Here is a 16902-nt window from a genome sequence, read left to right on the forward strand (position 1 = left end):
AGGCGCTCCCATGACGTCCGTTCCCCAAGCGACGATCGGCATCGATTTCGGCACGACCAACACCGTGGTCTCGATGACCCGCGGCGACGGTCCCGCCACGCTGGTGAAGTTCCCGACGGCGGGCGGCGACATCTTCGCGTTCCGCTCGGCCCTGAGCTTCCACGCGATCATGGGCGTGGGCGGCCGCGCCAACGAACTGGTGACCGAGGCCGGCCCCTGGGCGATCGAGGCCTATGTCGAGGACCCGCTGGAAACCCGCTTCATCCAGTCGTTCAAGACCTTCGCCGCCAGCGCCGCCTTCACCGAGACCAAGATCCTCAACAAGCGCTACCTGTTCGAGGACCTGCTGTCGGACTTCCTGCTGAAGCTGAAGAGCCACGGCGGCGCGGCCATGGAGACCCTGCCGACGCGGGTGATCGTCGGCCGGCCCGTGACCTTCGCCGGCGGCAACCCCGACGAGGCCCTGGCCCTGTCGCGCTACGAGGCCGGCTTCCGTCGCCTGGGCTTCACCGACATCCGCTACGCCTACGAGCCGGTCGGGGCGGCGTTCTTCTTCGCCCGACAGCTGAAGCAGGACGCCACCGTGCTGGTCGCCGACTTCGGCGGCGGCACCAGCGACTTCTCGATCGTGCGGTTCGAGCGCGCCCCTTCCGAAAACGGCGACGGCAAGCTGCGCTCCACCGCCCTGGCCCGGTCGGGCGTGGGCCTGGCCGGCGACGCCTTCGACTACCGGATCATCGACCAGCTTGTTTCCCCTGAGCTGGGCAAGGGCAGCCTCTACCGCGCCTTCGACAACCGCCTGCCGATCCCCCAGCGCTACTACACCGCCTTCGCCCGCTGGGATCAGCTGGCCCTGCTGCGGGCCTCCAAGGACATGCGCGACATCCGCGCCCTGGAGCGCACGGCCATGGAGCCGGAGAAGATCCGCCGGCTCATCGAGGTGCTGGACGACAACCACGGCTACGCGCTCTACCGCGCGGTCTCGGCGCTGAAGGAGGCGCTGTCGAGCCAGGACGAGGCGACGTTCCGCTTCGAGGCCGGCTCGGTGCTGATCGAGAAGACCGTCAAGCGCACCGACTTCGAGGGCTGGATCGCCCCGGAACTGAAGGCCATCGAGACCGCGGTCAACCAGGCGCTGGAGCGCTCGGGCCTAGGCCCCGACGGCGTCGACCGGGTGTTCCTGACCGGCGGCAGCTCGTTCGTTCCGGCCGTGCGCGAGATCTTCGTGCGCCGCTTCGGGACGGCCAAGATCGAGAGCGGCGGCGAGTTCGAATCCATCGCCTCGGGCCTGGCCCTGATTGGCCGCGAGGACGACCTTGACCTGTGGAGCGAGAAGGCCGCTCCAGCCGCCTGACGGCCAGGTTTCGAAATATTGCGGACTCGCAACAAATGTTTCCGGTCCCACCCCGCCCGTGACGTCTAGCCCTTAGTGGAGCTTGGAAGTCCGCGGTTCGTCCGCGCCCGACGCGCCATCACGTCGAGGTCGGGGGACCTGCTGAAATGGGCGACAACGCGCGCACGATCGCGATCGTGCTGCATGACCTGCCTTTGGGCGGTTCGGAACGGATCGCGGTGCGGCTGGCCAACCGCTGGGCGACGCTGGGACGACGGGTCGTCCTGTTCTGCGGGACGCGTGAAGGGCCGCTGGCCGACCTGATCCAGGCCGACGTCGAGGTGGTCGAGGCCGATCCGCCCATTCCGCGCGGACGCGGCTCGCGCAAGGCCCTGGGCCGGGCCACGGCCGCCTTCGTGGCCCAGCGGCGGCCCGACATCCTGTTCGTGCCCGGCAACTATCACTGGCCGATCCTGCCGGCCGTGGACGCCCTGCCCGCCGACCAGCGGCCCGGCGTCGTCGCCCAGATCGGCACCCCGCTCTACCGGCACGGCCGCAGCGCCCTGGCCCAGATTCCGTACAATCTGAAGACCCGCTGGCAGCTGCGCCGGATCGACCGGGCGATCTCGCTGTCGGACAGCATGACCGAAGACGCCAACCGCGCCCTGGGCCGCCGCGTCACCCAGTGCATCCGCCTGCCGGCCCTGGACGACGACGATCACGCCTTCGTCCCGCCGGCCGAGGGCAAGGTCATCCTGGCGGCCGGCCGGCTGGTCAAGGAGAAGGGCTTCGACGTCGCCCTGCGCGCCTTCGCCCGATTGGACGACAAGGACGCCAGCCTGGTGATCGTCGGCGAAGGCGAGCGGCGGGCCGAGCTGGAGGCCCTGGCCGTCGAACTGGGCGTGGCCGAGCGCGTGCGCCTGCCCGGCTATGTCCCCGACATCCGGCCGTGGCTGGAGACCGCCCGGGCCTTCCTGCTGACGTCGTTCTACGAGGGCTATGCGGCGGTGATCGTCGAGGCGCTGGGGGCCGGACGGCCGGTGGTCAGCACCGACTGCACGCCGGCGGCGCGGGAGCTGCTGGGTGTTCCCTTCAATGGCCGCGTGGCCCCGATCGGCTGCGCCGAGAGCCTGGCCGAGAGCCTGCGCCAAGTGCTGGAAGCCCCCGCGCCCGATCCTCGCGCCCTGGCCCGCTCGGTCGACGCCTACCGGCTCGGGCCGATCGCCGAGACCTATCTGGACGTGTTCGACGCCGTGGTCGCCAAGCGAACCAGCGCGGCGAAGACTACGCGGTTCGCGCCTTTCCCGGGACGCGCTTTCGCCATTCCCGGCGCACGTCCAGGGCCAGCGAGCGCGGCGAGACTTCGAAGCGCTTGGCGTCGATCAGCGTGACCGGCCCCGCGGCCGACAGGGTGTGCAGCCCGTCGGTCAGGCGGCCGAAGCTGGGCGGCGCCGTGATCGGTTCGTCAGCTTCGGCTTCAAAGTGGTCCGGCGTCAGCGCGGTGACCCGCAGCGCGCGGATCGCACCGCCATAGGTCTTCCGGCAGTCCTGCATCGGCAGCACGATCGCGCCGTCGACCGCGACCGGCGTGCCGCCCGGTCGTGAGCTGGAGGGATCGAAGCGCACCGGATTGCCGGCGTGCGGCGTCCAGGGGCCGGTGATCCTGTCCGCCCAGGCCACGTGCAGGGCGCTGACCTTGTCGGCCTTGGTCGTGGCCGGGGTGTAGAACAGCCACCACCGCCCGTCGTGGAGCACCGGCGTGGCGTCGATGGCGACCTGATCCAGTTCGATCGTCTGGACCGGCGTCCACTTCGTCGGGAAGTGCTCGGCGCGGTAAAGGGTCAGCCGTCCCGACTTGTGCGCCTCGGGCAGCATGTAGGTCTGGCCGTCCTCTTCGATGATGAAGGGGTACGACAGGTGCCAGGGCTCCTTGAGCGCGGGCTCACGGCTCAGCAGGTTCAGGTCCGCGTCGAAGGTCAGCACCTCGATGGCGCCCACCCGGTCGCGATAGTCGTAGATCTCGGCGAACACGTAGAGCCGGCCGTCGCGCCAGACGCCCATCGGGTCGGCCAGGAAGCACAGCGGGCCGGGATCGGGGATCCAGGTCACCGGATGCCGGGCCAGGGCGCCGGGCTCCAGCAGGTCCGCCATCGGCGCGCGGACCAGGCCGATACGCCACATGTCCTTCACGACGCCCACGCCTAGCGCACCTTGTCGGAGAACTTGGCCAGGGCCGCGCGGGCGCAGGCGTCGGCGGTCTCGTGGGTGGTGTCGGCCACGGCCAGGCCGCCCACCAGCTTGCCGTCGATGTGCAAGGGCAGAGACCCGGCGTGCGGGTTCAGGCGCTCGGGTTCGGCCTTGATCAGGGCGGCGAAGGCCGGGTCGGCCTTCTCGCGCGGCTCCATCTCGCTGCCGGGCGCGTCGAACTGAACGGCGGTGGCGGCCTTGCGCGGCGCGGCGACCGGCGGCTTGGGGCTGCCGGGCGCGCGCAGCACGACCAGCGGATTGCCCTTGTCGTCGACCACGGCGACGCTGATCGGCGCGCCCTTGGCCGCGCAGGCGTCGACGGCGGCGCGGGCCAGGTCGATGGACAGCGGCAGGTCGAGCGCGGGCGGCTCGGCGGCGAAGGCGTCGATCGGGACCACCGTCATCAGGCCGGCCAGGGTCACCGCCAGCGCCGTCACGGCGGCCTTCACCGGACGAACCACGGCCACCAGCCAGCCGCCGCCCCACGGGGTGTTGACCACCGCCTCGTCGAGGACCGGGCCCAGGGCCTTGAGCCGATGCCACAGCCGCAGGGGCTTGAGCGCCAGCCACATTGTCAGGCCCACCCCGCCGTCGGGCTTCAGGTTCGGCGCGTAGTAGGCGACCAGGTCCTCGACCTCGCCCAGATGCTCGATGCACTCGGAGAACACGACCACGTCGAAGGTCTCGTCGCTGCGGAACGTCCGCCCGTCGCCCAGCAGCAGGTCCACCTGCCCCGACGCGCGCTCGGCCGCCAGGCGCCGCAGGCCTTGCTCGACGGCGGGGGCCGAGAAGTCGACGCCGACATAGCGGGCGGGCACGTGCGGGCGGAAGGCCTCGAACAGCACGCCCTCCCCGGCCCCGATCTCGAGCACGCGGGGATTGGGCCAGCGGTCGGCGATCATGGCGGCCAGCAGGCGATGGTGGTGGCGCTGGTCCGAGCGGGCCAGGCGGTCATAGACGCCCTCGCGATATTCGCGGTCCCATTTCTCCACGGAGGCCGGAACGATCGGTTTGTGGCGCTTGCGCATGAACAGCTCGCCGACCCAGGGCCGGTCCAGCGAGACCAGTTCGACAAACCGCCGCCAGCGCAGATAGGCCATGCATTCCCCCGGGATATCCTCGATACCCGGATAGGCGCCCCGCCCCTAAGTGTCCAGCATCTCTAGGCTGTCATCGCCGGACGGACGAAGCCCGCCCGGCGATCAACATAATCAACCCTTGTTGGCCAGCGCCGCCTGAGCCGCCGCCAGGCGGGCGATCGGCACGCGGTAGGGCGAGCAGGACACGTAGTCCAGGCCCACCGTCTCGCAGAAGCTGATCGAGGCGGGGTCGCCGCCGTGCTCGCCGCAGATGCCCAGCTTGACGCCCGGACGGGCCGCGCGGCCGCGTTCGGCGGCGATGCGGATCAGGTCGCCGACGCCTTCCTGATCGAGGCTGACGAAGGGGTCCTTGTCGAAGATGCCCTTGTCGATATAGGCGCCCAGGAACTTGCCGGCGTCGTCGCGGCTGATGCCGAAGGTGGTCTGGGTCAGGTCGTTGGTGCCGAAGCTGAAGAACTCGGCGTTGGCCGCCAGGTCGCCGGCCCGCAGGGCGGCGCGGGGCAGCTCGATCATGGTTCCGACCGTGTACTGAAGATCAACGCCCTGCTCTTCCAGCACCGCCTTGGCGGTGCGGTCGGTCAAGTCGCGCAGGTACTTCATCTCCTCGCCCTTGGCGACCAGCGGGTGCATGATCTCGGGGATCGGCGCGGCCTTGCCAGACTTGGCGATATCGCAGGCGGCCTCGACGATGGCCCGGACCTGCATCTCGTAGATCTCGGGATAGGACACGCCCAGGCGGCAGCCGCGGTGGCCGAGCATGGGGTTGGTCTCGTGCAGCTCCTTGGCCCGCTGCATCAGCTTCTGAGCGTCCAGGCCGGTGGCCTTGGCCACGGCCACGACGTCTTCTTCCGTATGCGGCAGGAATTCGTGCAGCGGCGGGTCCAGCAGGCGGATGGTGACCGGCAGGCCTTCCATGATCGTGAACAGCTCGACGAAGTCGGCCTTCTGGAAGGGCGCGATCTTGGCCAGGGCCGTGCGGCGACCGGCTTCGTCGTCGGCCAGGATCATCTCGCGCACGGCGGCGATCCGGGTGTCGTCGAAGAACATGTGCTCGGTGCGGCACAGGCCGATGCCTTCCGCGCCGAACTGGCGGGCGGTCTTGGCGTCCAGCGGGGTCTCGGCGTTGGCGCGGACCTTCATGCGGCGCGCCGCGTCGGCCCACTCCATCAGGGTGGCGAAGTCGCCGGTCAGCTCGGGCTCGATCATCTTGGGCGAGCCGACCAGAATCTCGCCGGTCGAGCCGTCGATGGTGATGGTCTCGCCGGCCTTGTAGTCGCGGCCGCGAACCCGGAAGAGCGCTTCCTTCGGGAAGATCGCCACGTCGCCGGCGCCGCTGACGCAGGCCCGGCCCATGCCGCGCGCCACGACGGCGGCGTGGCTGGTCATGCCGCCGCGGGCGGTGATGATGCCCCGCGCCGCGTGCATGCCGTGGATGTCTTCCGGAGACGTCTCCTCGCGCACCAGGATCACGGCCTCGCCGGCGGCGGCGGCCTTTTCGGCGGCGTCGCTGTCGAAGACGATCTTGCCGGTGGCCGCGCCGGGCGACGCCGGCAAGCCCTTGGCGATCAGTTCGCGATGGGCGGTCGGATCGATGGTCGGGTGCAGCAGCTGGTCCAGCGAGGCCGGCTCGACGCGGCCGATGGCCTCTTCGCGGCTGATCACGCCCTCGGCGGCCATGTCGACGGCGATCTTCAGGGCGGCCTTGGCCGTGCGCTTACCGCTGCGGGTCTGCAGCATGTAGAGCTTGCCTTGCTCGACCGTGAACTCGATGTCCTGCATGTCGCGGTAGTGGCGTTCCAGCGTCTCGACCACGGTCTTGAACTGCTGGAAGACCGTCGGCATCGCCTCTTCCATCGAGGGGGCGGTGTCGCCCATCTCCTCGCGGGCGGCCTTGGTCAGGGACTGCGGCGTGCGGATGCCCGCCACCACGTCCTCGCCCTGGGCGTTGATCAGGAACTCGCCGTAAAGGCGGCCGTCGCCGTTCGACGGGTTGCGGGTGAAGGCCACGCCGGTCGCCGAGGTCTCGCCCATGTTGCCGAACACCATCGACTGGATGTTGACGGCGGTGCCCCAGGCCTCGGGGATGTCGTGCATGCGGCGATAGAACTTGGCCCGGTCGTTCATCCAGCTGGCGAACACCGCGCCGATCGCGCCCCACAGCTGCTCCTGGGCATCTTGCGGGAAAGGCTTGCCAAGGGCGTCGCGCACGGCGGCCTTGTAGTCCTTGATCACCGCGGCCCAGTCGTCGGCGGTCAGGGCCGTGTCGACGGTGACGTCCAGGCGATCCTTGTGGTCGTCCAGGATCTCCTCGAACATGTGGTGCTCCAGGTCGAGCACGACGTTCGAGTACATCTGGATGAAGCGGCGATAGCTGTCATAGGCGAAGCGACGGTCGCCGGAGAGGATCGCCAGGCCTTCGACGGTCTCGTCGTTGAGGCCCAGGTTCAGGACGGTGTCCATCATGCCCGGCATCGAGGCCCGGGCGCCCGAGCGCACCGAGACCAGCAGCGGGTTCTTCACGTCGCCGAAGCTCTTGCCGGTCAACTGCTCCACCGTGGCCAGGCCGGCGTTGAGCTGATCGGTCAGTTCGGCCGGGTACTGCTTGCCGTTGGCGTAGTAGTGGACGCAGGCCTCGGTGGTCACCGTGAAGCCCGGCGGCACCGGCAGGCCCAGGGACGACATCTCGGCGAGATTGGCTCCCTTGCCCCCCAGCAAGTTCTTCATCTTGGCGTCGCCGTCGGCGCCGCCCCCCCCGAACGAATAGACCCACTGCGTCTTGGTCAGCGTATCAACCGGCATTTCTGGTTCACCCTGCGATAAGTGAAAAAGCCGGCAGCCCTCTATTGGAGCTGTCCTGGCCTGGGACAACGAGCGTTAACGCCCATCCCGCACTGCAATATCCGGGGGTTCAGTAGCACCTTGTCAAAGAAGCCGTCCACCGGCGGTTTGCGGTTCGCAGTCTAAAGCGAAATTTCGGCAAATTCTTCCAATGACAACGTTGTCCTGATCGAGATTTGCGCGAATACCGATATGGCGAAGATCAACCCGAGTCTCGAGATCGGACGTTCGCGACGGTCGAAGCCAGTCTCGGCGGCCGATCTAGAACAGACTGACGGTCATCCGCAGGGCCATCACGACCACCGTCCGCGCGTCCTGGTCGCCGCCGGCCCGGCGGATCACCTGCAGGTCGGGCTGCAGGGCGACGCGGGGCGCGACCTTGTCCGAATAGGTGATCTCGACGCTGGATTCGGCGTCGGCCGGCGACAGGCCCTCGTCGAAGGTGTTGGCGCGCTGCTTGGACGACAGGACGCCCTGCTCCACCCCGATCGAGAACGCGCTGTCCGGACGCGAGGCGAAGACCCGCTCGACCAGAACGCCGGCCTGCCAGCCCGAACTGAAGGGCGTGGTGTCGCCGTCCGAGAAGCCCAGGCGGGCGAAGCCGCGCACCGACCGCCCCGCCTCGCCGCCGTCGACGAACGGATATTCGGCCAGCACGTAGCCGCCCCGCGCCTTGCTCAGCGCCGGATCGCCGTTGGCGTCCAGGGCGCGCAGGTCCGGCTGACGCTCGGTATAGAACCAGCCGCCGGCCGCCAGGCGCCAGTTGTCGCCGAACCCGGCCTCGGCGATCATCAGGGCGCCGTTGTCGAAGTCGGTCGACGGCCCGTCCGGATCGCCCACCGTGCCGGCATGGGCGTTGAGCGCCGCGGCCTGGAGATAGGCGCCCTGCCCGCCCTCGATCCGGGCGCGAACCGCCAGGGCGGTCGATGGGAAGATCGACGGCCCGTTGGGACCGGTCGAGGCGAACTCCGAGCCGATGCCGAACGGCGGCGCCAGCAGCAGGCCCGAGGCCTCGGTGGAATAGAACTCGCTGTTGAGGTCGTAGAGCCCGGCCAGAACCGAGCCGCGATCGCCGGCGAAGCGGGACTGGACCCAAAGCTCGTAGAGCCGGGCCCGGGGTCGTCCGACCTCGATGTTGTCGACGCCCTGCAGGGTGCCGGCCAGGTCGTTGGGCGCGCCGCCGCTGTTGTTGAGCAGGTAGCCGTGCACGGTGGCCCCGCGCCAGCCGACCAGCTTTTCCAGGTCGCCGTCGACGATCACGTCGAGATTGTCCAGGACGCGGCCGGCGTGGGCGGTCCCGCCCCGCACCGTGCCGGCGACGTCGGCCGTATAGGTGACCTCATGGGTCCATGCGCCTTGCCCGGCTTCGGTTTGGGCCAGCGCGGCCGGTCCCGTGGCGACGCCAATTGCGAATGCCGCGCAGGAACAGATTGATCTAATCGAAGTCATGGTCTTGCCCCATCAACATCGGGACAAATACCGGCACGGCTTGAAGCACCCCTTAAAGTTCTCGAGGCGCGGCCTTTTGCCTCACTTGGGCGTTTTACAGCCCTGAGCACGGACAACGAAGGCGTCGTTAACCCCATTGCACGAAGGTGAGCGCACCAAAACGGGACGCAGGGGCCGGCAATGCTTCGGACGATCAACCACAAGGTGATGGGCGCCGGCGCGGCCGTCATGGTGCTGTGCACGGCCAGCGCGGGCGCGGGCCTGTGGTCGACCACGCGGCTGGACGGCGCGCTGCGCGACGCCAACGTCTCGGCCGCCGTGCTGCGCAACCACATGGAAGCCGACATGATGCACGACGCCCTGCGCGCCGACGTGCTGTCCAGCCAGTTGGCCGGCGACGCCGGGTCGGGCATCGCGATCGACGACGTCCGCAAGGACCTGACCACCCACGTCGGCAACTTCCGCGAGGCGATCACCGCCAACGACGCGCTGGCCACCGATCCGGCCAGCCGCGCCGCCCTGGCCGAGCTCAAGGCGCCGCTCGACACCTATATCAAGTCCGCCGGCCAGATGGTCGACCTGGCCGCGAGCGACCACGCCCAGGCCGTCGCCGCCATGCCCGGCTTCATGCAGCAGTTCACGACGCTGGAAGGCGCGATGAGCAACGCGTCGGACCGGATCGAGACCGCATCGACCGCCGCCGCCGCCCGCGCCAAGAGCGTGGCCCTGTTTTCCGAGATCCTGATGACCGCCGCCGTGGTGGCGGGCGTGATCTTCGCCGGCATCCTGATCATGATCTCGCGCGCCGCCATCGTGCGGCCCGTGCTGAACCTGGCCGGCGACATGCGCCGCCTGGCGGCCGGCCAGAACGACATCACCGTCTCGGGGGCCGGTCGCGCCGACGAGATCGGCGAGATGGCCAAGAGCGTCGAGGTGTTCCGCCAGTCGGGCATCGAGCGCGCCCGGCTCGAAGCCGAGGCGGCCGGCTTCCAGCAGGAGCTGGACCGCAAGCTGCGCGACATGGAAGCCGCCTTCGAAGTGGCCGGCCGCGAACAGAAGGCCGTCGTCGACGTGATGGCCAAGGGCCTGGCCAGCCTGGCCGGCGGCGACCTGTCCACCCGCATCGCAGCCCAGGTGGCCAGCGACTACATCGCCCTGAAGAACGACTTCAACGCCGCCGCCGCAGGGCTGGAAGACGCCATCCGCACGATCTCCGCTGTCGCCGGCCAAATTGGTTCGGGCACCCAGGAAATCGCCTCGGCCTCCAACGACCTGTCGCGCCGCACCGAACAGCAGGCGGCAAGCCTGGAGGAGACCGCCGCCGCCCTGGACGAGATCGCCGCCACCGTGCGCCAGACCGCCGACGGCGCCACCCGCGCCACCGCCGAGGTGGCCTCGGCCCGGACCGACGCCGAGCGCTCGGGCCAGGTGGTCGGCCAGGCCGTCTCGGCCATGGGCGCCATCGAGGACTCCTCGCGCCAGATCACCCAGATCATCGGCGTGATCGACGAGATCGCCTTCCAGACCAATCTGCTGGCCCTCAATGCGGGCGTGGAAGCCGCCCGGGCCGGCGACGCGGGGCGCGGCTTCGCGGTCGTCGCCCAGGAAGTCCGGGCCCTGGCCCAGCGCTCGGCCGAGGCGGCCAAGGAGATCAAGACCCTGATCTCGACCTCCTCGCAGCAGGTCGACGCGGGCGTGAACCTGGTCGGCCAGACCGGCGAGGCGCTGAATCGCATCGTCGGCCGGGTGGCCGCGATCGACGACCTGGTCCGCCAGATCAGCTCGTCCAGCCAGGAGCAGGCTTCGGGCCTGGCCGAGGTCAACACCGCCGTCAACCACATGGACCAGGTGGTGCAGCAGAATGCCGCCATGGTCGAACAGGCCACCGCCGCCACCCACTCCCTGAAGGGCGAGACGGCCCAGCTGGTCTCGCTGGTCGGCCGCTTCAAGATCGGCGGCGAGGAACAGCCGGCCCTGCGCCGGGCGGGCTGAAGCGTCGCTGCGGCCAAGAGCCGCGCCGACCGCCGCCGCGCCCGAGAATGAAGTAGATTGTGGCATGGCGTGGCTAAATCCCTCCTCCGTGACGCGCGGCCTGAGGTCCCTGCACTGGATCGTGGGCGCGACGATCGTCCTGGTGGCCGTCTCGGTCCTGGGCAGCATCGCGCTGATGCTGTTCGCCGCCCGCTCGCTGGACCGCATGGAGAGCCAGGACGAGCGTGCGCTGGTCCAACGGACGATCCAGCGCGACCTCAGCCGCATGGCCCGCGAATTGACCTCGGCGACGGTCTGGGACGACGCCGCCAAGGCCATGGGCCCGCCGCTCGACCCGGCCTGGGCCGACGTCAATTTCGGCGAGTATTATCACGAGTATTTCCAGCACGACCTGACCTACGTGGTTCGTGACGGCCAGGTGGTCTACGGCTCGCTGGCCGGCGCGCGGGTGTCCGCCGGCGCCCTCGGCGCCTTGCCGCAGGACGCCGCGCCGCTGGTCGCCCGGGTCGCCGCCCAGGCGCGGGCCGCGCACCGCGACAAGCGCTTCAGCCTGGAGGGCTCGACCACCGGCGAAGGCCTGGTGCGGTCCGGCGACGAAATCTACCTGGTGGTGGCCGCCGACGCGATCGCCGAAACCGCCCAGCTCGCCGCGCTCCAGCAACGAACCCCGCCCTCGGTGGTGGTCACCGCGCGCCGGGTCAGTACGGCCTATACCCGCGGCCTGCAGAAAGATCTGGGGATCGAGGGCCTGGCCTTGATCGCCGAAAGCCGATCCAGCGATTCCAGCGTGCCGCTGCACGATATCCAAGGTCGGCCCGTGGGTGCGCTCAGCTGGCCAGCGCGCGATCCAGGCATGTCGCTCCTCCGGGCCGGCGCGCCCTGGATCGCCCTGGTCTTCACCGCGCTGCTCGCCGCCGCCCTGGTCCTGTTCCTTCGCGTCACCGACACCCTGACCAAGCTCGCCGCCAGCCGCCAGGCCCTGATCGCGGCCAAGGAGGAGGCCGAGGCGGCCAACGCCGCCAAGACCCAGTTCCTGGCCAATATGAGCCACGAGATCCGCACGCCGCTGAACGGCGTGCTGGGCATGACGCAGGTCATGCAGGCGGACCAACTTCCGGACCGCCAGCGTGGCCGCCTCGACGTGATCCACCATTCCGGCCAGGCGCTGCTGGCCCTGCTGAACGACATCCTGGACATGGCGCGGCTGGAGCGCGGCGGGGTCCGCCTGCGGGCCGAGCCCTTCGACCTGCCGGTCCTGGTGGACTCGACCTGCGCCCTGTTCTCGGGCGCGGCCGCCAACAAGGGCATCGACCTGACCTGCGGCGTGGCGCCCGGCTGCGAGGGGGTCTGGATCGGCGATCCGATCCGCCTGCGACAGGTGCTGGGCAATCTGGTGGCCAACGCCGTGAAGTTCACCCGCCAGGGCTCGGTGCGGATCGAGGTGACGCCGTCGAAGACCGGCCTGCGGTTCGAGGTGCGCGACACCGGCGTCGGCATCGCGCCGGAGCATCGCCCGCAGTTGTTCAAGATCTTCTCGCAGGTCGACAGCTCCCTGACCCGCGCCCACGAGGGTTCGGGCCTGGGCCTGGCGATCAGCCGCGACGTCGTCGCCCTGATGGGCGGCTCGATCGGCGTCGACAGCGCCCCCGACGCGGGCTCGACCTTCTATTTCGACGTCCCCCTGCGCCGCGCCCGCCCTGATCGGCCGACGCTGCGGGTGGTCAACGCCTAAGACAGGGATGGACTGCCCCTAGGGCAGTTCCGTAGCCTTGAACTCACCGGTCGTCCGCAGGACGAGAACAAGAACCGGGGAGGAAACCATGGCGCCAGCAACGACCCGTCCGGGGACGAGCGCGGCCGCTCGCGAGCCCGTTCGCACGACCCCCGCAATCACCAAGAATGGCGCGCCCTTGGACGCCGTGGTGGTCGGGGCCGGCTTCGGCGGGCTCTACATGGTCCACCGGCTGCGCGAGGCCGGACTGAGCGTCCAGGGGATCGAGGCGGCCGGCGACGTCGGCGGCACCTGGTGGTGGAACCGCTATCCCGGCGCCCGCTGCGACATCCCCAGCCTGCTTTATTCCTACACCTTCTCCGACGACCTGCAGGCCGAATGGCGCTGGAGCGAGAAGTACGCCACCCAGCCCGAGATCCTGGCCTACGCCCAGCACGTGGCCGACCGCTTCGACCTTCGCCCCGCCTTCCTGTTCGAGACCCGCGTGACCTCGGCGGTCTTCGACGAGGCCGCCAGCCTCTGGCGGGTGACGACCGACCGGGGCGACGAGATCGCCGCCCGGTTCTGCGTGATGGCCACCGGATGCCTGTCGGCTCCGCGCGACTTCGACCTGCCGGGCGCGGAAACCTTCGAGGGCGAGACCTACGTCACCGGCCTGTGGCCGCACCAGCCGATCGACTTCAGCGGCAAGCGGGTGGCGGTGATCGGCACGGGCTCGTCGGCGGTCCAGTCGACGCCGCTGATCGCCGAGCAGGCCGACCGGGTCCATGTCTTCCAGCGCACGCCCAACTACAGCCTGCCGGCCCTGAACGCCCCGCTGACCGACGAGGAGGTCGCCGGGTTCCGCGCCAACTTCCCGGCCTATGTGGAGCTGCTGCGCAGCGGCCAGCCGCCCCTGCCCATCCCGCCCGCCGACTATGTCCCGTCCGATGAGGAGCTGAACGCCCTGGTCGCCCAGCTGTGGAACGGCTGGGGCCTGATCTCGGCCGTGCAGATCCCCAACATCGTGCGCGACGAGCGCTGCAACCAGGCGGCCGGCGACTTCGTCCGCGCCAGGATCGCGCAGACCGTCAAGGACCCGGCCCTGGCCGAGAAGCTGACCCCGCGCGACTTCCCGATCATGACCAAGCGGGCCTGCGTCGACACCGGCTGGTACGAGACCTTCAACCGCGACAACGTCGAGCTGGTCGACCTGCGCGAAACGCCGATCACGGCGATCATCCCCACGGGCGTGCGCACCACCGAGCGGGACTATCCGGTCGACGTCATCGTCAGCGCCATGGGCTTCGACGCCATGACCGGCGCCCTGCTGCGCATGGACATCCGCGGCCGCGACGGCCTGAGCCTGAAGGACGCCTGGGCCGAGGGTCCCAAGACCTATCTGGGCCTGGCGGTGGCGGGCTTCCCCAACCTGTTCACCGTCACCGGTCCCGGCAGCCCGTCGGTGCTGACCAACGTGCTGACGGCCTGCGAGCAGCACGTCGACTGGATCATGGACGCCATCACCCACGTGCGGAGCATCAACGCCGCGACGCTGGAAGCCACGGTCGACGCCCAGGAGGACTGGGTCGCCCACGTCAACGACGAGGCCGACAAGACCCTCTTCCCCCGCGCGGCCTCCTGGTACATGGGCGCCAACATCCCCGGAAAGCCCCGGGTGTTCATGCCCTATGTCGGCGAGGGCTATAAGCGGCGCTGCGACGCCGTGGCCACGCGGGGCTACGCGGGGTTCGCCCTGAAATCCTGATCGGCGACCAGGCCGGACATATTGTCGCAGAACGACGATTTTCTCAGTCTGGAAAGACACTTGGGTCCTAGCTGCCCATCCATATTCGTGCACGAGCCGCCCACGATGATCGACGATCCGGCCGCGCCCTCGGCCCTCCATACCCTGATGCGCGAAGCCTTCGACACGGCTTCCGAGGGCCTGGCCGTGTTCGACGCGGCGGATCGGTGCGTGGCCTGGAACCAACGCTACGCCGAGCTCTGGTCGCGATGGGGCGTCCAGGTCGTCGAGGGCATGACGTTCGAGGCCCTGCTCCGGGCCGGACTGGCCGCCGGTCGCTATCCGGACGCGGGCGCTCGCCCGGAGGCCTGGCTGGCCGAGCAGATCCATCGCCGCGCCACCCTGGAGCAGATGCGTGACGAGCGCGTGGAGCACGGCGAGCGCCTGCGCTTCGCCACGCGCCGCACGCCGTCGGGCGGGCGGATCACCAGCTGCGTCAGCCTCGAGCCCGCCGGTTCGTCGGAACGCTCGACGCCGCCCCAGACCTTCCTGGACACCGTGATCGAGAACGTCCCGGCCATGCTGTTCGTCAAGGACGGCGCGACCGGCAAGTTCCTGCTCGTCAACCGGACCGCCGAAGAGGTTCTGGGCGTGCCCCGCGAGGCGCTGCTGGGCCGCTCGGACCACGATTTCTTTCCCGCCGACCAGGCCGACTTCTTCGTCGCCAAGGACCGGGAGGTGATCGAGAGCGGCGAACTGCGGACGATCCCCGAGGAGCCGCTCGACACCCCGCACAACGGCCGGCGCTGGCTGCAGACCCGCAAGATCGCCATTTCCGGCGAGGACGGGCGCCGCCATCTGCTGGCGATCTGCGAAGACATCACCGAGCGCAAGCTGAGCGCGGCCGCCCTGGACGCGGCCCTGCATCGGGCCGAGGCGGCCAGCGTCGCCAAGAGCGAGTTCCTGGCCAATATGAGCCACGAGATCCGCACGCCGCTGAACGGGGTGATCGGCATGGCCGAGGTGCTGAGCCGCACCCCCCTCACCCCGCGCCAGCGCGAGATGATGTCGGTGATCCTCGGTTCGGGTCGGACCTTGAACCTGTTGCTCAGCGACATCCTCGACCTGTCGAAGATCGAGGCCGGCGCGCTGGAGCTGGTCGAGGAGCCGATGAACCTGCGCGAGGCGGTGACGGCCGCGGCGGCGGTGTTCGAGGCCGTGGCCCGCGACAAGGACCTCGGGTTCCAGTTGGACTTCGCCGACGGCTTCCACGACGAGGTGGTGGGCGACGCCCTGCGCATCCGCCAGATCGTCGCGAACCTGACCAGCAACGCCGTCAAGTTCACCAGCGCCGGCCGCGTCCACGTCCACGCCGCGACCGCCGCCGCGCCCGGCGGCGGGGTGGCGCTGAGCGTCTCGGTGCAGGACAGCGGCGAGGGCTTCGATCCGGCCAGCAGCGACCAGTTGTTCGAGCGCTTCCAGCAGGCCGACGGCTCGGTGACCCGCCAGGCCGGCGGCTCGGGCCTGGGCCTGCCGATCGCCCGGCGCCTGGCGCGGCTGATGGACGGCGACATCGCCTGCGCGGCCCGGCCCGGACACGGCGCCACCTTCACCTTCCAGGCGATCCTGGGCGCATGCGAAGGCGACGCGGCCTGCCCTTGCAAGCCCAAGCCGGAACCGACCGCAGCCCAGCCGGAGATCGAGCGTCGCCTGCGGATCCTGCTGGCCGAGGATCATCCGACCAACCAGCAGGTCGTCGACCTGATGCTGGGCGACGCCGCGGACCTGACCATCGCCCCCGACGGCCAGGCGGCCCTGGCCGCCTTCGCCGCCCAGCCGTTCGACCTGATCCTGATGGACACCCAGATGCCGGTGATGGACGGCCTGGCCGCGACGGCCGCCATCCGCGCCCGCGAGCGCGACCAGGGCCTGGCGCGAACGCCGATCATCTCCCTGACCGCCAACGCCATGCCCCACCAGGTCCAGGCCTGCCTGGCGGCCGGCGCCGACCTGCACCTGGCCAAGCCCATCAGCATCCACGGCCTGTTCGGAGCGATCAACGCGGCGCTGGAGCTGGGCTAGAGCGCGCGCCCTCCGCCCCCTATGGGGGCGGACAGACGGCGAAGCCGTCAGGTGGGGGCAAGTAGGTGTGATCTCACGCCTTCGGCTGTGAGCTGATGGAAAGGGACGCGGAGCGCCGGACAACGTCCGGAGATCTTTGAATGAATACCGTTTCGACGAAGCCGATCGCTCCGCGCCATCGTTATCCGCCAGCTTCCGGTGGGCAGCCCTGTTGAGGCTTAGCCGGACCCGGAACCGACCCTTTCGAGCCAGTCCCAGCCGCCGAGGGCGCGGGCCAATGGGCAATACACGCGCTTTGTCCCCGTTCGACGCCGACGGCGGGCGGGCTCCCCAACGACAGGAGTCCCCGGACACGCTGAAGTAACCCCCTCCAGCCCAGTCCCGCTCGATCGCCCCCCGCCGC

At 69.8% G+C, this 16902-nt stretch carries 10 protein-coding genes and 1 pseudogene; 7 read left to right on the forward strand and 4 right to left on the reverse strand.

What is annotated here, in order from left to right; genetic code table 11:
* Window positions 1-10: 10 nt before the first annotated feature.
* The gene (locus AC1DMQ_RS13355; RefSeq protein WP_477034043.1) at window positions 11-1354 is read left to right on the forward strand and encodes an Hsp70 family protein; all 1344 of its coding nucleotides are present in this window, start codon (window positions 11-13) and stop codon (window positions 1352-1354) included.
* 146 nt (window positions 1355-1500) lie between these two features.
* Window positions 1501-2724 (forward strand): glycosyltransferase, encoded by a 1224-nt coding sequence (locus AC1DMQ_RS13360; RefSeq protein WP_477034044.1) that lies wholly within the window; start codon window positions 1501-1503, stop codon window positions 2722-2724.
* On the opposite strand, the gene AC1DMQ_RS13365 is transcribed toward AC1DMQ_RS13360, so the two are convergent.
* From AC1DMQ_RS13365 to AC1DMQ_RS13380, 4 genes are all read right to left on the reverse strand, one after another.
* Entirely contained in the window at window positions 2618-3532 is a 915-nt protein-coding gene (locus AC1DMQ_RS13365; protein ID WP_477034045.1) for a glucosamine inositolphosphorylceramide transferase family protein, read from the reverse strand. The two genes, AC1DMQ_RS13360 and AC1DMQ_RS13365, sit on opposite strands and share 107 nt — an antisense overlap.
* A gap of 2 nt (window positions 3533-3534) precedes the next feature.
* Entirely contained in the window at window positions 3535-4680 is a 1146-nt protein-coding gene (locus AC1DMQ_RS13370) for a heme-binding protein (RefSeq protein WP_477034046.1), read from the reverse strand.
* Between the two features lie 111 nt (window positions 4681-4791).
* Window positions 4792-7479, reverse strand: a complete 2688-nt coding sequence (ppdK, locus tag AC1DMQ_RS13375; RefSeq protein ID WP_477034047.1) for a pyruvate, phosphate dikinase — start codon at window positions 7477-7479, stop codon at window positions 4792-4794.
* Between the two features lie 300 nt (window positions 7480-7779).
* Window positions 7780-8967 carry a carbohydrate porin gene (locus AC1DMQ_RS13380; RefSeq protein ID WP_477034048.1) on the reverse strand — a complete coding sequence of 396 codons (1188 nt, stop codon included), beginning with the start codon at window positions 8965-8967 and terminating at the stop codon, window positions 7780-7782.
* 180 nt (window positions 8968-9147) lie between these two features.
* Here AC1DMQ_RS13380 and AC1DMQ_RS13385 point away from each other — a divergent pair, with 180 nt between their 5' ends.
* The 5 genes and pseudogenes from AC1DMQ_RS13385 to AC1DMQ_RS13405 all read left to right on the forward strand — a co-directional run.
* Window positions 9148-10959 (forward strand): methyl-accepting chemotaxis protein, encoded by a 1812-nt coding sequence (locus tag AC1DMQ_RS13385; RefSeq protein WP_477034049.1) that lies wholly within the window; start codon window positions 9148-9150, stop codon window positions 10957-10959.
* Between the two features lie 64 nt (window positions 10960-11023).
* Entirely contained in the window at window positions 11024-12691 is a 1668-nt protein-coding gene (locus tag AC1DMQ_RS13390; RefSeq protein ID WP_477034050.1) for a sensor histidine kinase, read from the forward strand.
* 88 nt (window positions 12692-12779) lie between these two features.
* Window positions 12780-14438: a flavin-containing monooxygenase gene (locus AC1DMQ_RS13395; RefSeq protein WP_477034051.1), complete on the forward strand. Its 1659-nt coding sequence runs from the start codon at window positions 12780-12782 to the stop codon at window positions 14436-14438.
* 105 nt (window positions 14439-14543) lie between these two features.
* Window positions 14544-16499 carry an ATP-binding protein gene (locus AC1DMQ_RS13400; RefSeq protein ID WP_477034052.1) on the forward strand — a complete coding sequence of 652 codons (1956 nt, stop codon included), beginning with the start codon at window positions 14544-14546 and terminating at the stop codon, window positions 16497-16499.
* 95 nt (window positions 16500-16594) lie between these two features.
* Window positions 16595-16720, forward strand: a pseudogene (locus AC1DMQ_RS13405) (hypothetical protein); the annotation flags it as partial.
* Window positions 16721-16902 lie beyond the last annotated feature (182 nt).

The sequence above is a fragment of the Caulobacter sp. 05L422 genome (assembly GCF_056397765.1).

Coding starts and splice junctions, on each gene's coding strand:
- AC1DMQ_RS13355 (WP_477034043.1), top strand. CDS start 11: ATGACGTCCGTTCCCCAAGCGACGATCGGCATCGATTTCGGCACGACC.
- AC1DMQ_RS13360 (WP_477034044.1), top strand. CDS start 1,501: ATGGGCGACAACGCGCGCACGATCGCGATCGTGCTGCATGACCTGCCT.
- AC1DMQ_RS13370 (WP_477034046.1), bottom strand. CDS start 4,680: ATGGCCTATCTGCGCTGGCGGCGGTTTGTCGAACTGGTCTCGCTGGAC.
- ppdK (WP_477034047.1), bottom strand. CDS start 7,479: ATGCCGGTTGATACGCTGACCAAGACGCAGTGGGTCTATTCGTTCGGG.
- AC1DMQ_RS13380 (WP_477034048.1), bottom strand. CDS start 8,967: ATGACTTCGATTAGATCAATCTGTTCCTGCGCGGCATTCGCAATTGGC.
- AC1DMQ_RS13385 (WP_477034049.1), top strand. CDS start 9,148: ATGCTTCGGACGATCAACCACAAGGTGATGGGCGCCGGCGCGGCCGTC.
- AC1DMQ_RS13390 (WP_477034050.1), top strand. CDS start 11,024: ATGGCGTGGCTAAATCCCTCCTCCGTGACGCGCGGCCTGAGGTCCCTG.
- AC1DMQ_RS13395 (WP_477034051.1), top strand. CDS start 12,780: ATGGCGCCAGCAACGACCCGTCCGGGGACGAGCGCGGCCGCTCGCGAG.
- AC1DMQ_RS13400 (WP_477034052.1), top strand. CDS start 14,544: ATGATCGACGATCCGGCCGCGCCCTCGGCCCTCCATACCCTGATGCGC.